The following is a 25581-nucleotide window of genomic DNA, read 5'->3' as shown; positions in this document are numbered from 1 at the left end:
TCCGTCGCTCCTGTTCAGCCATCACGCCGAGAGGCTTCGCCCAACCGCGCGGCGTGCGACGCTCGGGCGGGCCTGGTCGACGCCCTCCAGGCGCTGCTCCAGGGCAGCGGCGATCTCTCCCGAACGAGCCGGCAGCACCGACAGCAGCGTATCGCTCAGGCCGTGGGAATGCTGGCTGAAGCCCTGGATGAAGACCGGCGCTTCAAGCTCCGGGCGGGCGATCAACTGGTAGTCGCGGTCGACCCGGAAGTCGTCCAGATAGTCCTTCAGTGGAGCGAGCAGTTCGCGATGCGAGCGACGCTCGTAACCGGTGGCCAGAATCACCGCATCGTAACGCCGCGCTTCGGTGCTGCCGGTGGCCAGGTCGCGCAGTTGCAGTTGCACGCGGCCATCGACGTCAGTGGCGCTTTCGATCATGCGTCGGCAGAGGAAAGCATGGCGCTCGACGCCGGAGACTTTCTGGCGATAGAGCATGGCGTAGATGCGCTCGATCAGGTCCAGGTCCACCACCGAGTAATTGGTGTTGTGGTACTCGCGGATCAAACGCTCACGTTCGGTTTCGGGCTGATTGAACACCAGGTCGGTGTAATCCGGGCCGAAAATTTCGTTGACGAACGGGCTGTCGTCCGCCGGCTTGAGCACGGCGGCGCGCAGAATCATGTCGACCTGAACGTTGGGGTAGCTGTCGTTGAGGTCGATGAACGCCTCGGCGGCGCTCTGCCCCGCGCCCACCACTGCAATGCGCATCGGCTCGCCACGGCTGCAGGGTTGGGTGGCCATGGCCGACAGGTAGCGGGCATGGTGGAACACCCGTGGGTCGTCCTTGAACGAGGCGAACGCCTGGGGGATCTTCGGCGTGCCGCCGGTGCTGACGATCACCGAGCGGGTCTGACGCTGGACTTCGCGGCCCTGGTGCTGGCTGACCACGTTCAGGCGCTGCACCCGACCATCCCCTTCCACGATCGGCTCGACCCGCAGCACCTGCTCGCCATAGCGGCTCTGTTCGGCAAACTGCTGCGCGACCCAGCGCAGGTAGTCGTTGTACTCCATGCGGCAGGGGTAAAAGGTGCCCAGGTTGATGAAATCCACCAGGCGACCGTGGGCCTTGAGGTAGTTGACGAACGAGAAGCGGCTGGAGGGGTTGCGCAGGGTCACCAGGTCCTTGAGAAACGAAATCTGCAGTTCGCTCTGGGCGACCAGGGTGTTGCCGTGCCAGCTGTAGTCGGGCTGACGCTCCAGAAACAGCGCGTCGAACGGCCGCCCGCCCTGCTCTGCGCGCTCTTGCAAGGCGATGGCCAGGGCCAGATTGGACGGGCCGAAGCCGATGCCGATGAGGTCGTGGGGAGCCGTCGGGGTGAGGTGCTGCGTCATGTGACCGATTCCTTCCAGAAGAGGGTGAGGGAGCGAAGGCCGCCGGGTTGCGTGCGGCCTTCGGGTGACGTGTTCCTAGAAGACGCTCGTGGCCTCGGCAAATTTAGCAACCTCCGATCGCCTGCCGCTTTCGAGGGCCTTCAGGGCCTGCGCCAGATCGGCCATGAAGCCGGGGTGACGGACGATGTCCAGGTGGTGTGCACCCGCTACACAGCGCTGCTCGACCACCTCGACCAACCCGTTCCAGTCGCGCAGGCGCTCGCTGCGGGTCAGGGAGTCCTGGGCCTGCCAGACGTGCACCGCTATCGCCAGGGGTTCGAGCACATGACGCGCGGCTTTCAAGCGCTTGTCGAGCAATGCCCATTGTTCGAACTCGCGGGACAGCAGATCCGGTCCGTCGCAGGGCAATTGGCCGTCGTGGGCCAGTACGTGCTCGGCCAACGCGTCGCGTTCGCGCGCGTCCATCAGCGCGAACAACCCGCGCCATTGCGTCGCCATGGCCGAGCGCGCCAGCCAGTGTTCCAGCAGCGGTTGCGCGCGATCCCGGGTGGCAGCGTCCAGTGGCTGACGTGGATGAAAGGGCACCGACTCGAACACGTCCACCAGGCCGAGGAACTCGAGCTGGGCGCGCCCTTGCAGCAAGCGTGCGGTTTCCAGCGCCAGTTCGCCTCCGGATGACCAGCCGAGCAAGGCGCAGCGGCCCCCCTTGACGGTACGGACGATGTACTCGGCATATTCGCTGGCCAGCGCCAGAACGTCGTAACCGCGCCAGCGCTGCTCGGTGTAGACATGGCTGACGAAACCATACACCGGCCGATCCTCGCCCAGTGCCGCCACCAATGGCTTGAATTCGCTGCTGTTGACGATCAGCCCAGGCAGACAGAACAGCGGCACGCCGCTGCCAGAACGGCTCAGAAACACTACCTCGGGCTCGGCCACCGGCGGCGGTGTCAGGCACTCCGCCAAGACAGCAAGGCTGGAAGCATTGAGCACGTCCGCCAGGGTCAGCTTGCGCTCGCCTTGCAGCCCTTGTTTGCGGATGCGCGCGAGCAGCTTGAGGCTCAGCAACGAGTCGCCGCCCAGTTCGGTAAACGATGCGCTGCGTGGAATGTCGCTGCGTCCCAGCAGGTCGCACCACAGCTGCGCGAGGGCCTGCTCGGTCGGCCCTTGCGGGCCTTCGCGGGTTGGCAGCGCCGCCTCCACTGTGGGCAAGGCTCGCCGATCGAGTTTGCCATTGGCGGTGAGCGGCAGACTGTCCAGCACGGTCCAGTGAGACGGCAGCAGCGCGTCCGGCACCTGGCTTGCAAGGGACTGGCGCAACGTGGCTACGTCGGTCTCAGCCGCCAGCACCACATAGGCGTGCAGCTGGTGAGCGCCGTCTTCGTCAGCGACCGCGATCACCGCCGCCTCACCGACGCCGGCCAAGCGGAGAATGGCCGTGGCGACCTCCCCCGGCTCGACGCGATAACCGCGAATCTTTACCTGATCGTCGCTGCGCCCCAGGTACTCCAGGCTGCCATCGGGCAGGCGCCGGACGCGATCACCGCTGCGGTACAACCGCGCACCGGGCGCGCCATAGGGGTCGGGCACATACCGCTCTGCGGTCAACTCCGCACGCTCCGAGTACCCTTGGGTCACGCCAACGCCACCCAGGTACAACTCACCGACCACGCCGTCGGCTACCGGGTTGAGGTAGGCATCCAGCACACGCGCCTGTACGCCGGGCAGTGGCGTGCCGATGGGCAAGGTTCGCGCGCGCAGGCGATCGGCATCGGCGGCGTTCTGGCACAGCGCACCGACCGTGGTTTCGGTGGGGCCGTAGTGGTTGAACACGCGCAGCTGTGGAGCAAGCCGGCGAATCTCGTCGAGCAGCGCCCAGGACGTCGCTTCGCCGCCCAGGATCAAGGTGTGCCGCGGCAACACATGCAGCGGATCGCGGGCATTGAGCAGGGCCTGCAAATGACTGGGGGTGATCTTCAGCACGTCGCTGCCCTGCTCGCTCTGCCATTGGGCGAAGGCATCGGGGTCGAAGACCTGCTCTTCGTCGGCCAGGTGCAGTACACCGCCCTGGCTGAGGGCGAGAAACAGCACCGTGTGGCCGAGGTCGGCGGCCACCGTCGAGACCATGGCGAAGCGGCTGTGCGCGGGCAACTGCAGGCGCTGGCCGACGCCTGCGACATAGGCGGCCAGGTTGCCACGGGTGGCGACGACGGCCTTGGGCGTGCCACTGGAGCCGGAGGTATAGATCAGGTACGCCGGCAGTTCGGGCACCGTCCGCGGCCAAGGCAGCGGCGATGGCGGCACGTCCAGGTCCAGATCGAGGGCCAGCCACGCAAGGTCCGGCACCTGGGGATCGGCGCCCAGCACCAGACAGACCCCGCTGTCGGCCAATACCGCCGCCTGCCGTTCTGTCGGCCAGCGCGGATCGACCGGCACATAGGCAGCACCACACTTGAGCACCGCGAGGATACCGACGACCATGGCCGGCGTGCGCGCGCTCAGCAGCGCCACCCGTGCGCCGGGCCCGACGCCCTGGGCGAGCAGGCGCTGGCCCAAGGCGTCGGCTGCGCGTTCGACCTGTGCACGGCTGAAACTCATGCCGGCGCCGGTCAAGGCGACGGCATCCGGGTCGAGCCGGTACTGGTGCTGCCACAGGCTCACCACGTCCTGGGCCTCGACCGCCGGTTCGCACTCGTCGCTCTCGTGCTCAACGGCCAGTTCGAGCAGCCGCCGTTCGGGCTCATGGCTCACCGCTTCGGTCAATGACAACAACTGAGCGGCGAAGCGTTCGATGCGTACGGCGTCGAACAGGTCGCACGCATAGGCGATCGACACCTCGATGCCTTCGGCGCGGTCGGTGAAGTCGACGCTCAAGTCGAAATGCACCTCCCCTGCGGTCAGCCCTTCCAGGCTCATGGACAGCTCGGCAAAACGCTGCGGACGGCTGGCCGGTTGCTCGGTGCACTTGACCTGAAACAGCGGATGGGTGCCGGCCTCGCGCGGCGGTGCCAGCGCTTGCACCAGTTGGTCGAACGGCAGCTGCGCATGTTCCTGGGCCTCGAACAGGGTGCTGCGCACTCGATCCAGCAGCGCGGTGAAGCTCTGCCGCTCATCGACGGCGGTGCTCAACACGCTCAGGGTGGTGAAGTAGCCCACCACGCGCTGGGTTTCGGCGCGGGTGCGGTTGGCCAACGGCGAGCCGATGCGCACGCGGTCGGCGCTGCTCTGGCGGGCCAGCAGCAGCTTGAGCACGGCCAGCATGGCCATGAACGTGGTTGCCCCCTGCGCCTTGGCCAGGCTGCGCAAGCGCGCGCTGGTATCGGCGGACACCTGCACCCGGACGCTGGCACCGCGGGCATCGCGCTGTGCACTGCGTGGACGGTCCAGCGGCAGCGCCAGGGGCGTGTGGTCATCGCTCAGTTGCTGGCGCCAGTAGTCGAGCTGGCGCGCCTGTTCGCCCGCCTCCAGCCAGCGCCGCTGCCAGCCGGCGTAATCGGCGTACTGCACGGCCAGCGCCGGCCATTGCGGGGCGTGCCCTTGGCAACGCGCGGCATACGCGGCAGCCAGGTCTTCGATGATCAGGCCGATGGACCAGCCGTCGGCCAGAATGTGATGCAGCACAATCACCAGACGATGCTGCTGCGCATCCAGGCGGTGCAGTTCCAGACGCAGCGCCGGGGCGCCCATCAGATCGAAAGGCTTCTGGGTCAATACCCGAGCCCGCTGCTGCGAGCCGGCTTCGTCCAGTTCCAGGCACACCAGCGCTTGGAACTGATGCGGCTGAATGCATTGCTGCGGCTCACCCTCGGTGTCCTGGGCGAACGAGGTGCGCAGCGCTTCGTGCCGGGCACGCAGATCGTTGCAGGTCTGCTCCAGCGCCTGGACGTTCAGCGGGCCACCCAGGCGCAATACGCCCGCCAGGTTGTAGGCCGGGCTGTCGGGCTCGCGCTGCCAGGCGATCCACAGACCGCGCTGGGCCAGCGACAGCGGCGCTGTGGGCGAGCGCGGCACCGCGACCATGGGCAGGTCGGTGAAGCGCATGCCGTTTTCCTCGAGCCGAGCCAGGAAGGCCTGGCGACGCTCGGGGCTCAGCTCGGCAAACCGGTGGGCGATTTGATGCGGATCGATACTCATCTCAAACCTCGAATTCATCCAGCCAGCGGGCCATGTCGTTCAGCCGCTCGCGGTGATCGGCCGCTGCGGCGAACACGTCGCTGGGCAGTTGCCGGGCCAACTTCTGCACGGTGACGTGATCGAAGAAAGCGTTGATCGGTAGGTGACAGCCGTGACGCTGCTGCAACTGGGCGCGCACCTGCATGACGCTCAGCGAATGCCCGCCCAGCTCGAAGAAACTGTCGGTGACACCGATCTGCTCCAGACCCAAGACCTCGGCCCAGATCGCCACAAGGGCGCGTTCTGCATCGGTGCTCGGCGGGACATGGGCGCTGGTGCTGCCCTGCCCTTCGGGCTGTGGGAGGCGCTTGCGATCCAGCTTGCCGTTGGCCGACAGCGGCATGGCTTCGAGTTGCAGCAGTCGCCACGGCACCATGTACTCAGGAACGTGCTGGCCGAGGTGAAATTTAAGCGCAGCCTCATCGACGGCATCGCCGACCCAGTAGCCCAGCAGTTGGTTGTCGCTGGCGATGACCACGCATTCACGCACTGCCGGGTGAGCCAGCAGCACCGCTTCGATCTCGCCCAACTCGATACGCAGGCCGCGCAATTTCACTTGGTGATCGAGACGGCCGAGGTAGTCGATGGCGCCGTCGGCACGCCAGCGCGCCAGGTCGCCGCTGCGGTACATGCGTGAGCCGGGCGCGCCGTAGGGGTTGGCGACGAAGCGCTCGGCAGTCAGCGCAGGGCGACCCAGGTAGCCGCGCGCCAGGTTGACGCCAGCGATGTACAACTCGCCCGCCACCCCGACCGGCACCGGATTGAGGTCGGCATCCAGGATGTGGATCTGGGTGTTGGCGATGGGCCGACCGATCGGCACGCTGTTGCCGTCTTCGCGGCAGGCCCAGGCGGTGACGTCGATGGCCGCTTCGGTGGGGCCGTACAGGTTATGCAGTTCGCTGGACGTCTGCGCCAGCACCTGGCGCTGCAACTCGGCCGGCAGGGCTTCGCCGCTGCAGATGATGCGCTTGAGCGAGATACAGGCCGGCAATTCGCCTGCCGACACGAACGCCTGGAGCATCGACGGTACGAAGTGCAGCGTGGTGATGCCGTGCTCGACGATCAGCTCGCGCAACGCTTGCGGATCGCGGTGCGCACCGGGCGGCGCCATGACCAATGCGGCGCCGCTGAGCAACGGCCAGAAGAATTCCCATACCGATACGTCGAAGGTGTAGGGAGTCTTTTGCAATACCCGATCGTTGGCGGTCAGCCCGTATTCGGCTTGCATCCACTGCAATCGGTTGAGCAGACCTGCGTGTCGATTGCCGACGGCCTTGGGCTTGCCGGTGGAGCCCGAGGTGTACAGGCAGTAGACGAGGTTTTCCGGGTTGATAACGACGTTCGGCGAGGTGATCGATTGCGCGTCCAACTGCAGGCGCTCCAACGCGTGCACCGGCACCCTGACTTCGCCCGACCATGTGTTCAACAGATGACTCTGAGTCAGCAACAACGGACTGCCACTGTCCTCGAGCATGCCCTGCAGCCGCTCCCGCGGATGCTCCGGGTCCAGCGGCAGATACGCACCGCCCGCCTTGATCACACCCAGCAACGCCACCACCAACTCAACCGAACGCTCGGCACAGACGGCAACCGGTACATCCGGCCCAACGCCTTGAGCTTGCAGCCAATGGGCAAGCTGATTGGCGCGGGCATCGAGTTCGGCATAGCTCAAACGCGTGTCGCCGTGGACCAACGCCAGCGCATCGGGTGTAGCGCGCACCTGTTCGGCGATCATCGCCGGCAGGCTTGGATACTGCTGATACCCGCTATCGGTCGCGTTCCACGCCTTGATCTGCTGGACCTCGGCAGGGCTCAGCAAGGTCAGGCTGGCCAACGGACGCTGGCTGTCCTCAAACTGCGCCAACAGCCCGGCCAGGTGTTCGCTGAAGCGCAAGACATCGGCTTCGATGAACGCGTCCTGGCGGTAGCTGAACTCGATCTGCAACTGCGCGCCCGCGTGGATCACCAGGGTCAGCGGGTAATGGGTGGTTTCGTGGCGCTGCACGGGCGAGAAGCGCAAACCGCTGGCCTCACCGAGGGCCTGTTCCACCGGGTAGTTTTCGAACACCAGCAGCGTATCGAACAACGCCTGGCCACCCTGCCCGGCCCAACCCTGGATCTCGAACAGCGGTGTGTGTTCATGTTCGCGCAGCGCACTGTTCAAGCCCTGCAACTGCCTCAGCCAGTCGCCCAGCGGCTGCCGAGGGAGCGGCGTCTGAATCACCGGCAATGTGTTGATGAACAGGCCCAGCGTGCGCTCAGCCTCGGGCAACTGTGCCGGGCGACCGGCCACCGTTGCGCCGAACGCCACCGTGGCCTGCCCGCTGTAGCGCTGCAGCAACAGGCTCCAGGCACCTTGCACCAAGGTGTTCAAGGTGACCCGCTCGCGGCGGGCGATAGCGCTCAGGCGTGCGGTCGTCGCCGCATCGCATTGCCAGAGGTGCTGGCGGTGACCCAGGCCCTCGCCCGCGCCGCTCACCGTGCTGGCGAGCAAGGTCGGCTCGTGCAGATCGACCAGGCGTTCACGCCAGAACCGTTCGCGCTCGACCAGATCGCGTTGCTGCAGCCATTGCACGTAGTCGACGAAACGCCCGGCCGGTTCGGCAGGCGGCGTGCCGCGATAGTGCTGCAGCACCTCGGCAATCAGCCGCGACGAACTCCAGCCGTCGAGCAACAGGTGATGGCTGGTGAGAATCAACTGGTAGCGTTGCTCGTCCAGGCGCACCAGCAGCACGCGAAGCAGGGGCGCCCGCGCCAGATCGAAGCCTTGGTCACGCTCCTCGTTCGCCAATGCCTCGACCGCACCGTCGCCCTCGCTCCGGTCACGCCAGTCGAGCAGGCGCACCACCGACGGCACGCTGCGCCGCACGGCTTGCAAGGGCTGGCTCAACTCTTCCCAGAGGAACGCGGTGCGCAGCACGTCATGGCGAGCGACCGTGGTATCCCAGGCCTGTTGGAAGTGGGCTGCATCCAGGCCGTCGATGGCCAGGCTCAGTTGGTTGAGGTAATGGCTTTCATCGGGCGATTGCAAGGCATGGAAGAGCATGCCCTGCTGCAACGGCGACAGCGGATACAGCGCTTCGGTATCGGCGGGCAGTTGCAGGCCATCCAGCGTCGCTTGATCCAGCCCGGCCAAGGCGAAGTCCGAAGGCGTGAAACGCTGTGCGTCAGGCTTCAGGCAATGTTCGATGAGCTGCTGCAACTCATCGCACCAGGCTTGGGCCAAAGGTTCGACCCAGGCCGAGGCGAGCCGCGCGCCGCTGTACTGCCAGTTCATGTGCAGCTCACCCTGACGCACCTGGGCATTGATGACCAGCTCGTTGCCCAACGGCGCATCGGGCGCCTGATCGTCGCCGCCACGCTCGCGGGCAAGGCGGAACAAGCCCTGGCTCTCCATGCCCAGATCGGTCTGGCCAAGGTAGTTGAAGGTGATCGAGGGTTGCGACCCGGCAGCCAGTTCGCCGCGCACCTGCGGCTCGCCCAGGGAGCGCAGGATGCCGTAGCCCATACCGTGATCGGGGACATGGCGCAGCTGTTCCTTGATGCCGCGAATCGCCACGCCGGCGTCCGCCCCGGGGTCGGTGTGCAGGCGCACCGGGTAGACACTGGTGAACCAGCCGACGCTGCGGCTCAGGTCGACATCGCTGTATTGCGCCGGGACCTCGCGACCATGACCTTCCAGGGCCACCAGCACACTCTGACCGCCAGTGGCGCGCAAGACCACACGGGCCAGCGCGGTGAGCAGCAGTTCATCGACGCGGCTGCGATAGGCTTGCGGCGCCTGGGTCAGCAACTGACGCGTGAGGGGCTCGGCCAGGCGCACCTGACACTCGCGCACCTGGTCACGACGGCGGCTGCCCGCAGCGTCCAGCAGCGGCAGGCTGACGGCCCCGGCCGCAACCGTAGCGCGCCAGAAATCCAGCTCCGCCAGGCGCGCGGGCGCCTGCTCCAGGAGCACTTCGCCCCAGCGCTGGAACGCACTGGTCTTGTGCCCAAGGGTCGGCGTCCGGCCCGCCTGCAACTGTTCATACACACGTTGCAGATCATCGAGCAGGATGCGCCACGACACACCGTCCACCACCAGGTGGTGAGCCACCAGCAACAGGCGCTGCCCCTGCGCCATGTCGAGCAGCAGCGCGTGCAGCAGCGGGCCTTCGCTCAGATTCAGCAGGGCTTGGCTGCGGCTGCACGCCTGGGTCATTTGCGCGCTGTCGGTGACCTGCAACTGGTCCAGCGGCACTGTGGCCGTTTCGGCGTAAGACTGCTGCCAGTGCCCGTCGTCGTCCTCGACGAAACGCAGGCGCAGGGCGTCGTGGTGGGCCACCAAGGTCTGCAGGGCCGTTTCGATCAGCGTGGCATCCAGTGGTTCGGTCGGCTGCAGCAGGACGGACTGGTTCCAGTGCTGCCGCGCGCTGATCGGGCTTTCGAAAAACCACGCCTGGATCGGCGTCAAGGTCGCTGCACCGGTGACCGGCCCCTGCGCCTGGACGATACTTGCCTGGCGCTTGGCGACCTGGGCCAGGGCCCGAATAGTCTGCTGTTCGAAGACCTGCCTGGGCGTCAGCAGCACGCCGGCCAGACGCGCCCTGCCGACCAGTTGCAAGGAGACGATGGAGTCGCCGCCCAGCTCGAAGAAGTTTTCGTTCGCGCCCACGCGCTCCACGCCCAGCAGCTGTTGCCAAAGGCCTGCTAGCACGATCTCTACTTCCCCTTGAGGTGCAAGGAAATCGCCGCTCTGCGCATGCCAGTCCGGAATCGGCAATGCGACCCGGTCGAGCTTGCCGTTGGGCGTTACCGGCAATTGCGGCAACCACAGCAGGCGAGATGGGATCATGTAGTCCGGCAACTGCTCGGCCAGCGCCTGCTTGACCCGAGATTCCAGAGTCGATTCATCTGCCGTCGACGCGGCTACGCCATAGGCGACCAGCCGCACACCGGACGGTGAAGGCCGGGCCAGCACCACGCAGCTTTCGACCTCGGGGTGCTGCTGAATGCACGCCTCGACCTCGCCGGGTTCGATGCGATAGCCGCGAATCTTGATTTGCTGGTCGATGCGACCCACGTATTCGATGATCCCGTCGGCGCCCCACAGCACGCGGTCGCCGGTGCGGTACATGCGCGCACCGGGTGCGCCGAACGGATCCGGCACGAAGCGCTCGGCGCTGAGCGCCGGTCGGTCATGGTATTCACGGGCCAGGCCGCTGCCGCCCAGGTACAGCTCGCCGCTGACCCCGGCCGGCACCGGTTGCAGGCGCGCGTCGAGAATGTAGGCACGACGGTCACCCACCGGTCGGCCTATGGGCGCGTAGGCCGAGCGACAGGCCTGGCTCGCTGCGACCTTCCATACCAGCGGCGTGACCACGGTTTCGGTAGGCCCGTAGCCGTTGATCAAGGTGCGCGGCGCCAGGGTCTGGCGGATGCGTTCGAAGTTGGCCTGGGGCATGGCTTCGCCACCGAAGGAATACAGGTCCAGCGCCGGCGCCTGCCCCTGCGCCTGGGCTTCGGCGGCGAGCTGCGTCAGGTACACCGGCGGGAAGCCGGCGTTGGTGACCTGCTGTTCGGCCAAGGTCTGCAAGGTGCGCGCCGCTGACCACAGTTCTTCGTCGCGCAGCACCAGGCTGGCGCCACAGGTCAGGGCGGTCATCCAGCGCTCGTGGGCGCCGTCGAACGCGAATGAGATGAAGTGGAATTCGCGGGAGGCCTCGCTCATGTCGTACAGCGGCGCGGTGGCAGCGCAATGCATGGCCAGCGGACCATGAGCGACCGCAACCCCTTTGGGCGTGCCGCTGGAACCGGAGGTGTAGATCAGGTAGGCGAGATTCTGCGCCTGCACATCGACCTCGGGGGCGTGTTCGCTGTAGTCGTCGAGCGCCTGGCGGTCGAGGTCCAGCAGCGGCAGTCCCGGCGTTTCAGGCAATCTCTCAAGCGCCAGCTGCTCGGTGATCAGCAGGCTCATGCCACTGTCCTGCAGCACATAGCCCAGACGTTCGCGGGGGTAGTCCAACGCCAGCGGCACAAAGGCGGCACCGGCCTTGGCCACGGCGAGCAACGCCACCAGCAGCCGATTGGAGCGCTGCAGCGCCACGCCGACGCGCATCTCCGCACCGATGCCGCGGGCAATCAGGGCATGGGCCAGACGGTTGGCCTGCCGCTCCAGTTCACCTCGGGTGAGGGTCTCACCGGCGCAGATCAAGGCGACGCGCTGCGGATCGGCAGCGGCATGGGCGGCAATGCGCTGCGGCACACTGATGAACGCGTGCGGTGCGTAGTCCGAGGTGCCCCAGGCCATGACCTGGCGGTATTCGCGGCTGCCGAGCGGGCTGATCGCCGCCAGCGGCTGCTGGGCGTCTGCGATCAGGCCGAGCAGCAGGCTGTTGAGATGCTGCACCAGCGCCTCGACGCGCACCGCAGCAAACGCATCGCGGCGGTAGCCGAAGGTGATGTCCAGCGTCTCACCGGAGAAGATCGCCACGGACAACGGATAATGGGTGGCTTCACGCGTGCTCGATGCTTCGATACGCACGCCGCTGCGCTGGCGCATGGCGTAGTCGACAGGGTAGTTTTCGAACACCAGCAGGCTGTCGAACAGGCTTTGCCCGCTCAACCCTGCCCAACGCAGAATGTCCGCCAGTGGCGTGTGTTCGTACTCCCCCGCGTCGGCGCTGCGGGCTTGCAGCTCGCGCAGCCATTCACCCACTTTTTCGCCCGGCTCGCCACTGCCGATCACCGGAACGGTATTGATGAACAGCCCCACCACCGACTCGGCATCGTCGAGCGCCGTGGGTCGGCCCGACACGGTCGTGCCGAACGCCACCTGCGCCTGCCCGGTGTAGGTTTGCAGCAAGAGAATCCAGGCGCCCTGCACCAGGGTGTTGAGGGTCACCCGCTGGCGACGGGCGAATTGGCGCAGGCGCTGGGTGTCCTGGGCCGACAGGCCGCTGCGGATCACCCCATGACCGGTTGCATCGCTCAGACCTTGAGTGTCCTGGGCCGGCAGGCTTTGAGCGAGCAGCGTCGGTCCGTCCAGCGCAGCAAGGCGCGCCTGCCAGTACGCTTGCGCAGCCTCGCTGTCGCGGGTACCCAACCAGGCGATGTAGTCGCGATACTGGCTGCGGGGCGCCAGCGGCTGCTCGCCTGCGTAACGTTGCAGCACCTCGCCGATCAGGCGCGCACTGCTCCAGCCATCCAGCAGAATGTGGTGGAAGGTCCAGATCATGCGGCAACGGTTGGCGTCCAGTTGCAACAACTGCACCCGTTGCAGCGGCAGGCAGGTGAGGTCGAACCCTTTCGAGCGCTCTGCAGCCGCCCAGTCGTCCAGCGCCTGCTGGCTGAGCCCACGGGCATCGTGTACCTGAGCCACGGCCCGGCAGCGGCGCAGAACGGCCTGCAGCGGCACCTGAAGTTCGCCCTGGCCGAGGAACACGCTGCGCAAGGTGGCGTGCTGCTGCACGGTGCTGTCCCAGGCCTGCAGGAACCGCTGCAGATCCAGCCCTTCGAGCACCACATCGATCTGATTGACGTAGGCCGCCTGGGCATCGCCTTGCAGGCTGTGGAAGAGCAGGCCTTGCTGCAGGGGCGACAGCGGATAGAGGTCTTCCACGTCGCGTGCGGTCAGGGGCAAGGCGTCGAGTTGGGCCTGGGTCAGTCCGGCCAGCGGTACGTCGGCAGGTGTCAGCGCCGCGTTCGCCGGGGCCAGGCAGTGGGCGGCGAGCAGGCTCAGTTCGGCGCGCAGGTCGTCCAGCAGACACTCCAGTTGCGAGGGGCTGTAATGACTTGCATCGGCCCGGGCGTCGAAGTGCAGTTGGCCTTCCACCAGGCGTGCATTGACCGTCAATGCATGGCTGAGCGGCGCCTGGTCGTCGCGCTGCCGGCCCTGCGGTTCACTGGCCAGGGTGAACAGGCGCTGAGCGTCGAAGCCGGTGTCGTATTGGCCCAAATAGTTGAACATCACCTGTGGCGAGGCCTGCTCGGCGAGCGACGCCTGGGCGGACGACGGGCCCAGGTAGCGCAGCGCGCCGTAGCCGATGCCCTTGTTCGGCACCTGGCGCAGTTGTTCCTTGACCGCCTTGATGGCCGTGCCCAGATCGCCCAGGCCCGGACTCAGGCGCACCGGGTACAGGCTGGTGAACCAACCGACGCTGCGCTCGATATCCAGGCCGTCGCTGTAGGGCACGGGCAAGGCGTCACGGCCATGGCTTTCGAGGGCCACGCTCAGCGAGGTCTGGCCGCTGTGTCGGCACAGCACGCGGGCCAGGGCCACCAGCAGCAGTTCATCCAGACGCGTGCGGTAGGCGCCCGGTGCTTCCTTGTGCAGGCGGCGGGTCAGCTCGGCCGGCAGGCGCAGCCGGTGTTCCACGGCCTGGCCTTCGCGACCCAGGGCCTGAGCCGGTTGCCCTTGTGTCTGCGCGCGCCAGTATTCCAGTTCAGCGAGCAGCGCCGGGCTTTGCGCGAAGGCCAGCAGCCGTTCGCCCCATTGCCCGAAGCTGGCACCCACCGGCGCCAGCGTCACCACCCGACCGGCGCTGTGTTGCCGATAGGCGTGCTGCAAGTCCTCCACCAGCACGCGCCAGGACACGCCATCCACCACCAGGTGGTGAATCACGATCAACAACCGTTGGCTGCCGTCGCTCAACGCCAGCAACGCGGCGCGCAATACGGGCCCCTCGTTCAGGTCGAGGCTGGCTTGCAGGCGCTCGGCCTCGTGAAGCAAGGTTTCGGCGTCCGGGGCATCGATTTCCACCAGCAGGTCGTCGCGGGTGGACGCGGTGTAGCGTTGTTGCCAAGTGCCGTTGGCACCCTGGTGGTAACGCAGACGCAGGCTGGCGTGGTGCTCGGCCAGAGCCGCCAGACTGGCGCGCAGTGGCTCGGCCTGCAAGGCCTGCAATGGGCGCAGCAAGGCCGACTGGTTCCAGTGCTGAGGCTGGGCAATGTCCTGGCTGAAAAAATAGTGCTGGATCGGCGTCAGCGGCGCCGGCCCACTGGCCACGGTCGGCACTCGCTCTACACTCTGACAGGCGCTGCGTGCGGCCTGCGCCAGCGCGGCCAGGGTCGGGTGCAGGAACAGGTCTCGTGGGCTCAACTGCCACCCTGCCTGCCGCGCCCGACTGATCACCTGCAAGGACAGAATGGAGTCGCCGCCCAGTTCGAAGAAGTTGTCGGCGACACCCACCTCTTCGACGCCCAAGACCTCGGCCCAGATCGACGCCAAGGCCCGCTCGACCTCGCTGCGCGGTGCAATGTAGGCCTCGACGGCGACCTGCCCTTCGGGGGCTGGCAATTGCTTGCGATCGAGCTTGCCGTTGGCCGACAGCGGCATGGCGTCGAGCGGTACGAGGCGCCACGGCACCATGTATTCGGGCACGTGCTGGCCTAGATGTGTCTTGAGCTCGGTCTCATCGGTACCGCTGCCCACCCAGTAACCGATCAGTTTTTCGTCACGAGCGATGACCACGCATTCCTGGACGTTCGGGTGAGCCAACAGCACCGCTTCGATCTCGCCCAGTTCGATACGCAGCCCGCGCAATTTCACCTGGTGATCCAAGCGACCGAGGTAGTCGATGGCACCGTCGGTACGCCAGCGCGCCAGATCACCGCTGCGGTACATGCGCGAGCCGGGCGTGCCGTAGGGGTTGGCGACGAAGCGCTCGGCGGTCAGCGCGGGGCGACTCAGGTAGCCGCGCGCCAGGTTGATCCCAGCGATGTACAACTCACCGGCCACACCCACGGGTACCGGATTGAGATCGGCATCGAGGATGTGGATCTGCGTATTGGCGATGGGACGGCCGATCGACACGCTGCGACCGTCTTCGCGGCAGGCCCAGGCCGTGACATCGATGGCCGCCTCGGTGGGGCCGTACAGGTTATGCAGTTCGCTGGACGTCTGCGCCAGCACCTGGCGCTGCAACTCGGCCGGTAAGGCTTCGCCGCTGCAGATGATGCGTTCGAGCGAGGTGCAGGCCGGCAACTCGCCGGCTGATACGAACGCCTGCAGCATCGACGGCACGAAGTGGAGCGTGGTGATGCCGTGCTCAACGATCAGCTCGCGCAACGCTTGCGGATCGCGGTGTGCACCGGGCGGTGCCATGACCAATGCGGCGCCGCTGAGCAACGGCCAGAAGAATTCCCATACCGATACGTCGAAGGTGTAGGGAGTCTTTTGCAGCACTCGATCATGGGATGTCAGCCCGTATTCGGCCTGCATCCACTGCAGGCGGTTGAGCAGACCGGCGTGGCGATTGCCAACAGCTTTAGGTTTGCCGGTGGAGCCGGAGGTGTACAGGCAGTAGACGAGGTTTTCCGGGCTGATGAGAACGTCCGGCGCATTCGTGGGTTGGCCGCCAAGCGGCAGAAGCTCAAGTGCATAAACCGGTACGCGTGCCCAGGCGTCCATCAGGTGCTTCTGAGTCAGCAACAACGGACTGCCACTGTCTTCAAGCATGCCCTGCAGCCGCTCCCGCGGATGCTCCGGATCCAGCGGCAGATACGCGCCACCCGCCTTGATCACACCCAGCAACGCCACCACCAGCTCAACCGAACGCTCGGCACAGACGGCAACCGGAACATCCGGCCCAACACCCTGCCCTTGCAGCCAATGGGCCAGTTGATTGGCGCGGGCATCCAGTTCGGCATAGCTCAAACGTGTGTCGCCATGGACCAACGCCAGCGCATCGGGTGTAGCGCGCACCTGTTCGGCAATCAGCGCAGGCAGGCTCGCGTAGGATGGATAGTCTTCCTGAGTGGCGTTCCAGGTGCTCAACTGCGCCTGCTCGGCCGGGGTCAGCGGCGCCAGTTCATGCAGCGCGCGCTCGGGCTGTTCCAGCACCTGTTCGAGCAGGTGCACGAAGTGCGCGTGCCACGCCTGCACGGTGGCAGCCTCAAGCAGGTCGGTGGCGTAGCTGAAGGTCGCCGTGATCTGACCTTGAGGGTTTTCTTCGGTGGTCAGGGCCAGGTCCAGCTGTGCGGTCTGGGCCGTCTGCTCCAGACGCTCGAACACCAGGCCGCCCGCCTCCACCTCACGGTCGCCACGTTGCAAGTGGTTGAACAGCACCTGGAACAACGGGTTGCGGCCCAGGCTGCGCGCCGGTTGCAGCGCCTCGACCAGATGCTCGAAGGGCACGTCCTGGTGAGCCTGAGCCTGCAACGCCTGTTCACGCACGGCCTTGAGCTGGTCGACGAAAGACGCTTGCCGCGACACCTGCAGCGGCCAGACCTGAGTATTGACGAAACAGCCCATCAAACCCTGGGTGGCTGGGGACGTGCGATTGGCCACCGGAATGCCGATACGCACCTGCGACTGACCACACAGCCGGCCGAGCCACACCCCGTAAGCCGCCAGCAGGACCATGAACGGCGTGGCGTGCTGGGCGCGGGCGAACTGGCGCAGGCGCTGGCTGAGGGCGTCGGGCAAGGCTTTGCCGACCCGGGCGCCGCGGTAGCTGGGCAAGCCGGGCCGCAGATGATCCACCGGCAACTCCAGCACCGGTTCCTCGGTGCCCAGGCGCTCGCACCAGTATGCCAGTTGCTGCTCGCCCTCACCCGCTTCCAGCCACAGGCGCTGCCAACGGGCGTAATCGCTGTACTGAATCTCGAGGCTGGGCAAGGCATCGGCATCGCCCCGCAGACGGCGGGCGTAGCCGCTGGCCAGCTCCTCGACGAAGAGCTCGACCGAGACGCCATCGGCAACGATGTGGTGCAAGGTGACCAGCAAGGCATGCCGCTCGGCCTCGCAACGCACCAGGCACAAACGCAGCAAGGGGCCTTGAGTGAGATCGAACGGTCGTGTGGCCTGCTCTTGTGCCAGACGCGCCAACGCTGCATCGCGGGCCGACACCGATACGTCGCTGAGGTCTTCGCGGATCAGTGTCACGGTGCAGGCATCGACGTCGTGCACGCGCACCACCGGTTCGCCGTCCTGAGTGGGGAAGTCGCTGCGCAGCACCGCGTGTCGGGCCACGATGTCGGCAATCGCCGCCTGCAAAGCGGCCTCGTTCAGCTCGCCGGACAATTGCAGGCCGCCGGTGATGTGGTAGGCACTGGCGGTCGGCTCCAACTGCCAGAGCAGCCATAGTCGCTTCTGACTGTAGGACAACGGTGATTGCGCCTCGGGAGGTGCCGGGACGATTGGCAAGCGACGGGCGTCGATGCCTTTTGCGCGCAGTTGCTGCAGAAATATCCGCTGCTTTGGCGCTGGAAGCGCGTTGAACCGTTCCGCCAACGGGCGCAACGGATCGTCGCGCAGGCTCGGGCCGTGGGGTTGGCTCAGGTCGTTCATTCGATGCGCTCCAGTTCGTTCAGCAATTGGGTCATGGCGTCCACCTCCTCTTCAGGGGCGTGCGCCGGAATGTGCTCCAGGTGCCGAGCGAGCGCCTCGACGGTGGGCGTATCGAACACCGCGCCGAGATGAATCTGTACGCCCAATTGGTGGCGGATCTGCGAAGCCAGACGGGTCGCGAGCAGCGAATGCCCGCCCAGTTCGAAAAAGTCATCCGTCACCCCGACCCGCGCCACGCCCAGCACTTCGGACCAGATCCTTGCCAGGTCGCGTTCGGCGTCAGTGCGCGGTTCGACATGCCCTTTGACGACCTGAACCTCGATCTGCGGCAGGCGCTTGCGATCCAGCTTGCCGTTGGCCGACAGCGGCATGGTTTCGAGTTGCAGCAGTCGCCACGGCACCATGTACTCAGGAACGTGCTGGCCGAGGTGAAATTTAAGCGCGGCCTCGTCAACGGCGTCGCCGACCCAGTAGCCCAGCAGTTGGTTGTCTGCGGCAACCACCACGCATTCGCGCACCGCCGGGTGAGCCAGCAGCACCGCTTCGATCTCACCCAACTCGATACGCAGGCCGCGCAATTTCACCTGATGGTCGAGACGGCCGAGGTAGTCAATGGCACCGTCCTCGCGCCAGCGCGCCAGGTCGCCGCTGCGGTACATACGCGAGCCGGGCTCGCCGTAGGGGTTGGCGACGAAGCGCTCGGCGGTCAGCGCAGGGCGACTCAGATAGCCGAGCGCCAGGTTGACGCCGGCGATGTACAACTCGCCCGCCACCCCGACCGGCACCGGATTGAGGTCGGCATCCAGGATGTGGATCTGGGTGTTGGCGATGGGCCGACCGATCGGCACGCTGTTGCCGTCTTCGCGGCAGGCCCAGGCGGTGACGTCGATGGCCGCTTCGGTGGGGCCGTACAGGTTATGCAGTTCGCTGGACGTCTGCGCCAGCACCTGGCGCTGCAACTCGGCCGGCAGGGCTTCGCCGCTGCAGATGATGCGCTTGAGCGAGATACAGGCCGGCAATTCGCCTGCCGACACGAACGCCTGGAGCATCGACGGTACGAAGTGCAGCGTGGTAATGCCGTGCTCAACGATCAGTTCGCGCAGTGCTTGTGGATCTCGGTGCGCACCGGGCGGTGCCATGACCAATGCGGCGCCGCTGAGCAACGGCCAGAAGAATTCCCATACCGATACGTCGAATGTGTACGGAGTTTTCTGCAGCACCCGGTCACGGGTCGTAAGACCGTATTCGGCCTGCATCCATTGCAGGCGATTGAGCAGACCGGCATGGCGATTGCCGACGGCTTTGGGCTTGCCGGTGGAGCCTGAGGTGTACAGGCAGTAGACGAGGTTTTCCGGACTGATAAGAACGTCCGGCGCGCTCATCGGCAAACCGCTCAGGGGCAGATCTTCGAGCGCATAAACAGGAACATCCGCCTCGCCCGGCCATTTTTCCATCAGGTGATTCTGAGTCAGCAACAACGGGCTGCCACTGTCCTCAAGCATGCCCTGCAACCGCTCGCGCGGATGCTCCGGATCCAGCGGCAGATACGCGCCGCCCGCCTTGATCACACCCAGCAACGCCACCACCAATTCCACCGAGCGCTCGGCACAGACGGCAACCGGCACATCCGGACCAACGCCCTGCCCATGCAGCCAATGGGCAAGCTGATTGGCGCGGGCGTCCAGTTCGGCGTAGCTCAAACGTGTGTCGCCATGGACCAACGCCAATGCATCGGGTGTGGCGTGCACCTGCTCGGCGATCATCGCCGGCAGGCTTGGATAAGACGGATACCGAATATCCGTAGCGTTCCAGTCCGACAACTGACGTTGCTGCACCGCATCGAGCAGGCGCAGCTCGCCCAGGCGTAGCGAAGCCGTGTCCAGCGCCGGGGCTGCCATCGCCAGCAAAAGGTTGCGCAAATGCTCGCCGATCCGAGCCACGCTGTCCGCCGCGAAAGCGCTCAGCAGGTAGCTCATCTGCACATTCAGGGTATCGCCGGCATGGATCACCACGGTCAGCGGGTAATGGGTGGTCTCCCGCGAAATGACCTGGCCGAACCGCACGCCACTGCCGCTGCGCAAGGCGCTGTCCACCGGATAGTTTTCGAACACCAGCACGCTGTCGAACAGCGCCTGACCACCCTGTCCGGCCCAGCGCTGGATATCGAACAGCGGCGTGTGCTCGTGTTCGCGAAGCGCCAGATTCAGCGACTGCAGATCGCGCAGCCACTCGCCCAACAAACGCTCGGGGCCGGGCGCCTGAATGACCGGCAAGGTGTTGATGAACAGCCCGAGCATGCGCTCGGCATCGGCCAGCGCGGCTGGGCGGCCGGCCACGGTGGCGCCAAAGGCCACGCTGCGTTGCCCGGTGTAGCGCTGCAAAAGCAGGCTCCAGGCACCCTGCACCAGCGTGTTGAGGGTCACCCGCTCACGTCGGGCGAACGCCGCCAGTGCCTCGGTGGTCGCCTCGTCCACGTGCAGGCGCAGGTCGCCGTGCCCCGCCTGTTCGAGCACTGCTGGCAAGGCGTCGGCCAATCGCGTCGGCGCATCCAGGTGACGCAGCTGCTCGGCCCAGAACGCCTCGCTCGTCTGCGCATCCTGACGTGCCAGCCAGGCCAGATAATCGCGATAGGCGCTCGCGCTCGGCAGCGGCGACTCGCCGCGATAATGCAAGAGCACTTCTTCGAGCATTCGCGCGGTGGCCCAGCCATCGAGAAGGATGTGATGGCGGGTCCAGATCAGTTGGTAATCCCGTTCGCCCAGGCGCACCAGCAACAGCCGTTGCAGCGGCGGTTGGCGCAGGTCGAAGCCTTGGTCGCGCTGGGCGTCGGCCAGTTCGGCCAGGTCCAGACGCACCTGCTGCGCAGGGCGTGCGCGCCAGTCCAGGTGCTGCACCGGCGAAGGCAAGTGGCGATGAATCCATTGCAACGGTTGCGGCAGATCGCCGTCCCAGACGAAACCGGCGCGCAGGATCGCGTGTTCGCGGGTGACACGCTCCCAGGCCTCCGCAAACCGCAGGCCGTCCACGTCGCTCAGCGGCACGCTGACCTGATTGATGTAGGTGCTGCGAGTGTCGCCTTGCAGGGCATGAAAGAGCAAACCCTGCTGCAGTGGCGACAACGGGTACAGGTCCTCAAGGTCGGTCGCGGCGACCGGCAGGGCGTCCAGTTGCGCCTGAGTCAGCTGCGCCAGGGGAAAGTCCGCCGGCGTGACGCCCGCGGCCCCAGGGCTCAGGCAATGGTCGATCAGCCTGGCCAATGTCGCTAGATACCGTTGCGCCAGGGCTTGCACCACGACCGTATCGAAACGCTCGACGCCGTAGCGCCAGTTCACGTGCAGGCAGCCGTCACGCACCTGGCCGGTCACCACCCATTCGCTGTCGGCCCCGGCGCTGGGGTCCAGGGAAGCACCCAGGGGCTCATCGGCCCAGGCGAACAGGCCACCGGCCGAACGACCCGGGTCGAACTGGCCGAGGTAGTTGAAGGTGACCTGCGGGGCCGTCCGGGCCGCCAGCTGCTCTGCGAACTGGCTCTGGTCGAGGTAGCGCAGTACGCCATAACCCAGCCCCTCGCCCGGCACCGCGCGCAGCTGTTCCTTGATCGCCTTGATGGCTTGCTCCGGGTCGTCACTGCCAGGCGTCAGTTGCAGCGGGTACAGGGCGGTGAACCAGCCCACGCTACGGCTCAGGTCCATATCCGCATCGGCGTTGGGGGTGCGGCCGTGGCCCTCCAGGAGGATGTCCACCGCCGACTGACCACTCCAGTGGCACAGCGTCTGCGCCAGCGAGGTCAACAGCAGCTCGTTGATGCGCGTGCGATAAGCACCATTAGCAGCGCCGAGCAGCGCCTGGGTGCGCGCCGCATCGAGTTGCAGGCGCACCTGAGCGGTGTCAGCCAAGGCACGACTGCCCTGCGGATGCTGCACGTTCAGCGAAGCGGCCGAAGTCTGCGCATAGGCGCGCCAGTAGTCGCGCTCGGCATCGCTTACCCCCAGTCGCGCCTCATTGACGAGGTACTCGCCCCACGCCTTGAAGCTGGCCGTGCGCGGAGCCAGTTCAAGTGGCAAACCCGCCAGCGCCTGAGTGTGCAGCCGCGCCAGATCTTCCAGCAGGATGCGCCAGGATACCCCATCCACCACCAAGTGATGGGCGACCAGCAACAGCCGCTGGCTGCCGTCGCCCAGTTCCATGAGCACGGCCTTGAACAGCGGACCCTGGTCCAGATCGAAGCCACGCTGGGCGGCTTCACACAGCGCAGTGATCGCCTCGGATCCGGCTTCGCCCAGGCTCTGGCACTGCAGCAGCGAGGTCGTAGCTTGCCCGTGGTGTGCGCGCCAGCGGCCTTCGACACGCTGAAAGTGCAGGCGCAGAGCATCGTGATGGGCGTACAGCGCCGTCAGCGCCCGATCCAGCGCCTGTGGCTGAAGTGTTTGCAGCGGCCGCAGCAGCAACGCCTGATTCCAGTGGCCGGGGACAGGCACCGCCTGGGCGAAAAAATGCGCCTGAATCGGTGTGATCGGCCCCTCGCCCTGTACCGGGCCGTTGTCGACACGGGCGTGGTCCAAGGCCACCGCGACGGCTGCCAAGGCAGCGATGTGTTGATGCTCGAACACATCGCGTGGCTTGAGTTGCCACCCGGCCTGCCGCGCCCGGCTGATCACCTGCAAGGACAGAATGGAGTCGCCGCCCAGCTCGAAGAAGTTGTCGGCGACACCCACCTGTTCGACGCCCAAGACCTCGGCCCAGATCGACGCCAAGGCCCGTTCGACCTCGCTGCGCGGTGCGACGTAGGCCTCGACGGCGACCTGCCCTTCGGGCGTCGGCAGCTGCTTGCGGTCCAGCTTGCCGTTGGCCGACAGCGGCATCGCGTCGAGCTGTACGAGGCGCCATGGCACCATGTAGTCGGGCACGTGCTGGCCTAGATGGGTCTTGAGTTCGGCTTCATCGGTGTCGCCGCCTACCCAGTAACCGATGAGTCTCTCGTCACGGGCGATGACCACGCTTTCCTGTACGTTCGGGTGAGCCAGCAGCACCGCTTCGATCTCGCCCAGCTCGATACGCAGGCCGCGCAATTTCACCTGATGATCGAGACGGCCGAGGTAGTCGATGGTCCCGTCGGCACGCCAGCGCGCCAGGTCACCGCTGCGGTACATGCGTGAGCCAGGCGCGCCGTAGGGGTTGGCGACGAAGCGTTCGGCGGTCAGCGCGGGGCGACTCAGGTAGCCCCGCGCCAGGTTGATCCCAGCGATGTACAACTCACCGGCCACACCCACGGGTACAGGATTGAGGTCGGCATCGAGGATGTGGATCTGGGTGTTGGCGATGGGCCGGCCGATCGGCACACTGCTGCCGTCTTCGCGGCAGGCCCAGGCCGTGACGTCGATGGCCGCTTCGGTCGGTCCGTACAGGTTGTGCAATTCACTGGACATCTGCGCCAGCACTTGGCGCTGCAACTCAGCCGGCAGGGCTTCACCGCTGCAGATGATGCGTTCGAGCGATGTGCAAGCCGGCAACTCACCCGCCGACACGAACGCCTGCAGCATCGACGGCACGAAGTGCAGCGTGGTGATGCCGTGCTCGACGATCAGTTCGCGCAACGCTTGCGGATCACGGTGCGCACCGGGCGGCGCCATGACCAATGAAGCACCGCTGATCAACGGCCAGAAGAATTCCCATACCGATACGTCGAAGGTGTAAGGGGTCTTTTGCAATACTCGGTCACTGGCGGTCAGCCCGTATTCGGCTTGCATCCATTGCAGTCGGTTGAGCAGACCGGCGTGGCGATTGCCGACGGCTTTGGGCTTGCCGGTGGAGCCTGATGTGTAGAGGCAGTAGACGAGGTTTTCCGGACTGATGAGAACGTCCGGCGCGCTCATCGGCAAGCTGCCCAGGGGCAGATCTTCCAGTGCATAAACGGGAACACCCGCCTCGCCCGACCATTTTTCTACCCACTCACTCTGAGTCAGCAACAACGGACTGCCACTGTCCTCAAGCATGCCCTGCAACCGCTCGCGCGGATGCTCCGGATCCAGCGGCAGATACGCGCCGCCCGCCTTGATCGCGCCCAGCAACGCCACCACCAATTCCACCGAGCGCTCGGCACAGACGGCAACCGGCACATCCGGACCAACGCCCTGCCCATGCAGCCAATGGGCAAGCTGATTAGCGCGGGCATCCAGCTCGGCATAGCTCAAACGCGTATCGCCATGGACCAACGCCAACGCATCGGGCGTCGCACGCACCTGTTCGGCGATCAGCGCAGGCAGGCTCGGATACTGCGGGTAGCCGCTGTCGGTTGCGTTCCAGGCGCTCAATTGGTACAGCTCGGCAACATCCATCAGCGGCAGGCTGAACACCGACCGATCGGGCGCGGCGACCATGCCCTGCACGAGCTGAGCAAGATGCTGGCCCATGCGCGCGATGGTCGTGGCGTCATAGAGCGCGGTGACGTACTCCAGCCGGCAATCGATGCCGTCAGGGTTGGCAATGACATCGAGGGTAAGGTCGAAACGCGCACTCTCCAGCTCCACGTCCAACACCTGCACCTGCAATCCCGGCAGTTGCAGGGCCTGGGCATCCCGCGAATGGCGAAAGTTGAACAACACCTGGAACAGCGCCGTGTGATGCAGATCGCGGCTCAGATTCAGGCCGTCCATGACGCACTCGAAGGGAAAATCCGACTGCTCCAATGCGACACGGCTTTCCTCGCGCAAACGGCGGCACAGCGCACGCGTGGTCAGCGCAGGCTCCAGCCGTGCGCGGTACACTTGGGTGTTGACGAAGAAACCGACGATGTTCTGCACCTGGGCATGACTGCGCGCAGCATTGGGCACACCGACGGCAAAGTCGCGCTGGCCGCTGTAGCGCGCCAACAGCACTTGCCAGGCGCCCAGCAACACCACGAAGGGCGAGCACTGCTGCAATCGGCAGAATTCTCGCAGTGCCTGGGCCGTGCTGGCCGGCAGGCGAAGGTCATGACGCGCGGCTTCCAGGCGCGGTTCGGCGCGGCGCGGTCGGTCGCTGGGCAGTTCGAGCACGGGCACGTCCTGACCCAGATAATCACGCCAGTAGGCCTGTGCCTGGCGGCCGGCCTGGCCGGCCACGTACTTGCGCTGCCAGGTCGCGTAGTCGGCGTACTCCAGCGGCAGTTTCGGCAAGGCGCGGTCGTGGCCTTGCAGGGCAGCGGCATAGGCCTGGCCGAGGGCGGCAATCAGCAGCGGGTTCGACCAGGCGTCTGCAACGATGTGATGCAGGCACAACAGCAACACGGCACCGCCGGGGTAGCGCAGCAGACTGGCCCGCAGCAGTGGTGCCTGACCCAGGTCGAAGGGCACGGCAACGCGTTGGCGCAGGGCGGCTTGCAACCCTGTGTCGTCAGGCAGGTCGACGCATTCCAGATGAAATTCCACCTCGGGATCGATGACCTGCAGAGGTTGCCCATCGACCTGCACGAAACGCGTGCGCAGGCTGGCATGGCGCTCGATCAGTCGGCGCAGGGCAGTCTGCAAGGCCGGGACATTCGGCTGGCCTTGAATCTGCAGCGCGCGAGCCGAGTTATAGGCCGGGCTGTGTACGTCATATTGTTGAAGAAACCACAAACGGCGCTGGGCGAACGACAGCGGCGCCGGTCCATCTTCGGTGCGGCGGACCGGCCCGCTGGGTGTGGCTGGCGCTGCATCGTCCAGTCCTTCGTCATCCAGTAACAGGGCAAGCAACTCGTCGCGGTCGATATCGGTCATGGTCAATCCAGTTCGCAAAAGAGGGGGCCG

4 protein-coding genes are annotated in these 25581 nt (G+C 66.1%); all 4 read right to left on the bottom strand.

Features of this window, described 5'->3' with window-relative positions:
- Positions 1-21: 21 nt before the first annotated feature.
- The 4 genes from AC788_RS07240 to AC788_RS07225 all read right to left on the bottom strand — a co-directional run bounded on the left by AC788_RS07240 (position 22) and on the right by AC788_RS07225 (position 25551).
- Complete coding sequence (locus tag AC788_RS07240) at positions 22-1371, bottom strand: lysine N(6)-hydroxylase/L-ornithine N(5)-oxygenase family protein (protein ID WP_049859993.1); 1350 nt, start codon at positions 1369-1371, stop codon at positions 22-24.
- A gap of 75 nt (positions 1372-1446) precedes the next feature.
- Positions 1447-5505, bottom strand: coding sequence for a non-ribosomal peptide synthetase (locus AC788_RS07235; protein WP_049859992.1), 4059 nt, complete (start codon positions 5503-5505; stop codon positions 1447-1449).
- 1 nt (position 5506) lies between these two features.
- The gene (locus AC788_RS07230; RefSeq protein ID WP_049859991.1) at positions 5507-17815 is read right to left on the bottom strand and encodes a non-ribosomal peptide synthetase; all 12309 of its coding nucleotides are present in this window, start codon (positions 17813-17815) and stop codon (positions 5507-5509) included.
- Entirely contained in the window at positions 17812-25551 is a 7740-nt protein-coding gene (locus tag AC788_RS07225) for a non-ribosomal peptide synthetase (protein WP_049859990.1), read from the bottom strand. Before AC788_RS07225 ends, AC788_RS07230 begins: the two co-directional genes overlap by 4 nt.
- Positions 25552-25581: the final 30 nt, after the last annotated feature.

This window comes from Pseudomonas sp. RIT-PI-a (assembly GCF_001187875.1).
In the GTDB taxonomy this organism is placed as follows: Bacteria; Pseudomonadota; Gammaproteobacteria; order Pseudomonadales; family Pseudomonadaceae; genus Aquipseudomonas; species Aquipseudomonas coleopterorum.
The sequence above is the reverse complement of the archived record's forward strand: the minus strand, read 5'-3'. Positions and strand labels throughout refer to the sequence as shown.

Bases quoted from the DNA above. Each gene is read 5' to 3' on its own strand.
- AC788_RS07225 (WP_049859990.1), bottom strand. From the start codon at position 25,551: ATGACCGATATCGACCGCGACGAGTTGCTTGCCCTGTTACTGGATGAC.
- AC788_RS07240 (WP_049859993.1), bottom strand. From the start codon at position 1,371: ATGACGCAGCACCTCACCCCGACGGCTCCCCACGACCTCATCGGCATC.
- AC788_RS07235 (WP_049859992.1), bottom strand. From the start codon at position 5,505: ATGAGTATCGATCCGCATCAAATCGCCCACCGGTTTGCCGAGCTGAGC.
- AC788_RS07230 (WP_049859991.1), bottom strand. From the start codon at position 17,815: ATGAACGACCTGAGCCAACCCCACGGCCCGAGCCTGCGCGACGATCCG.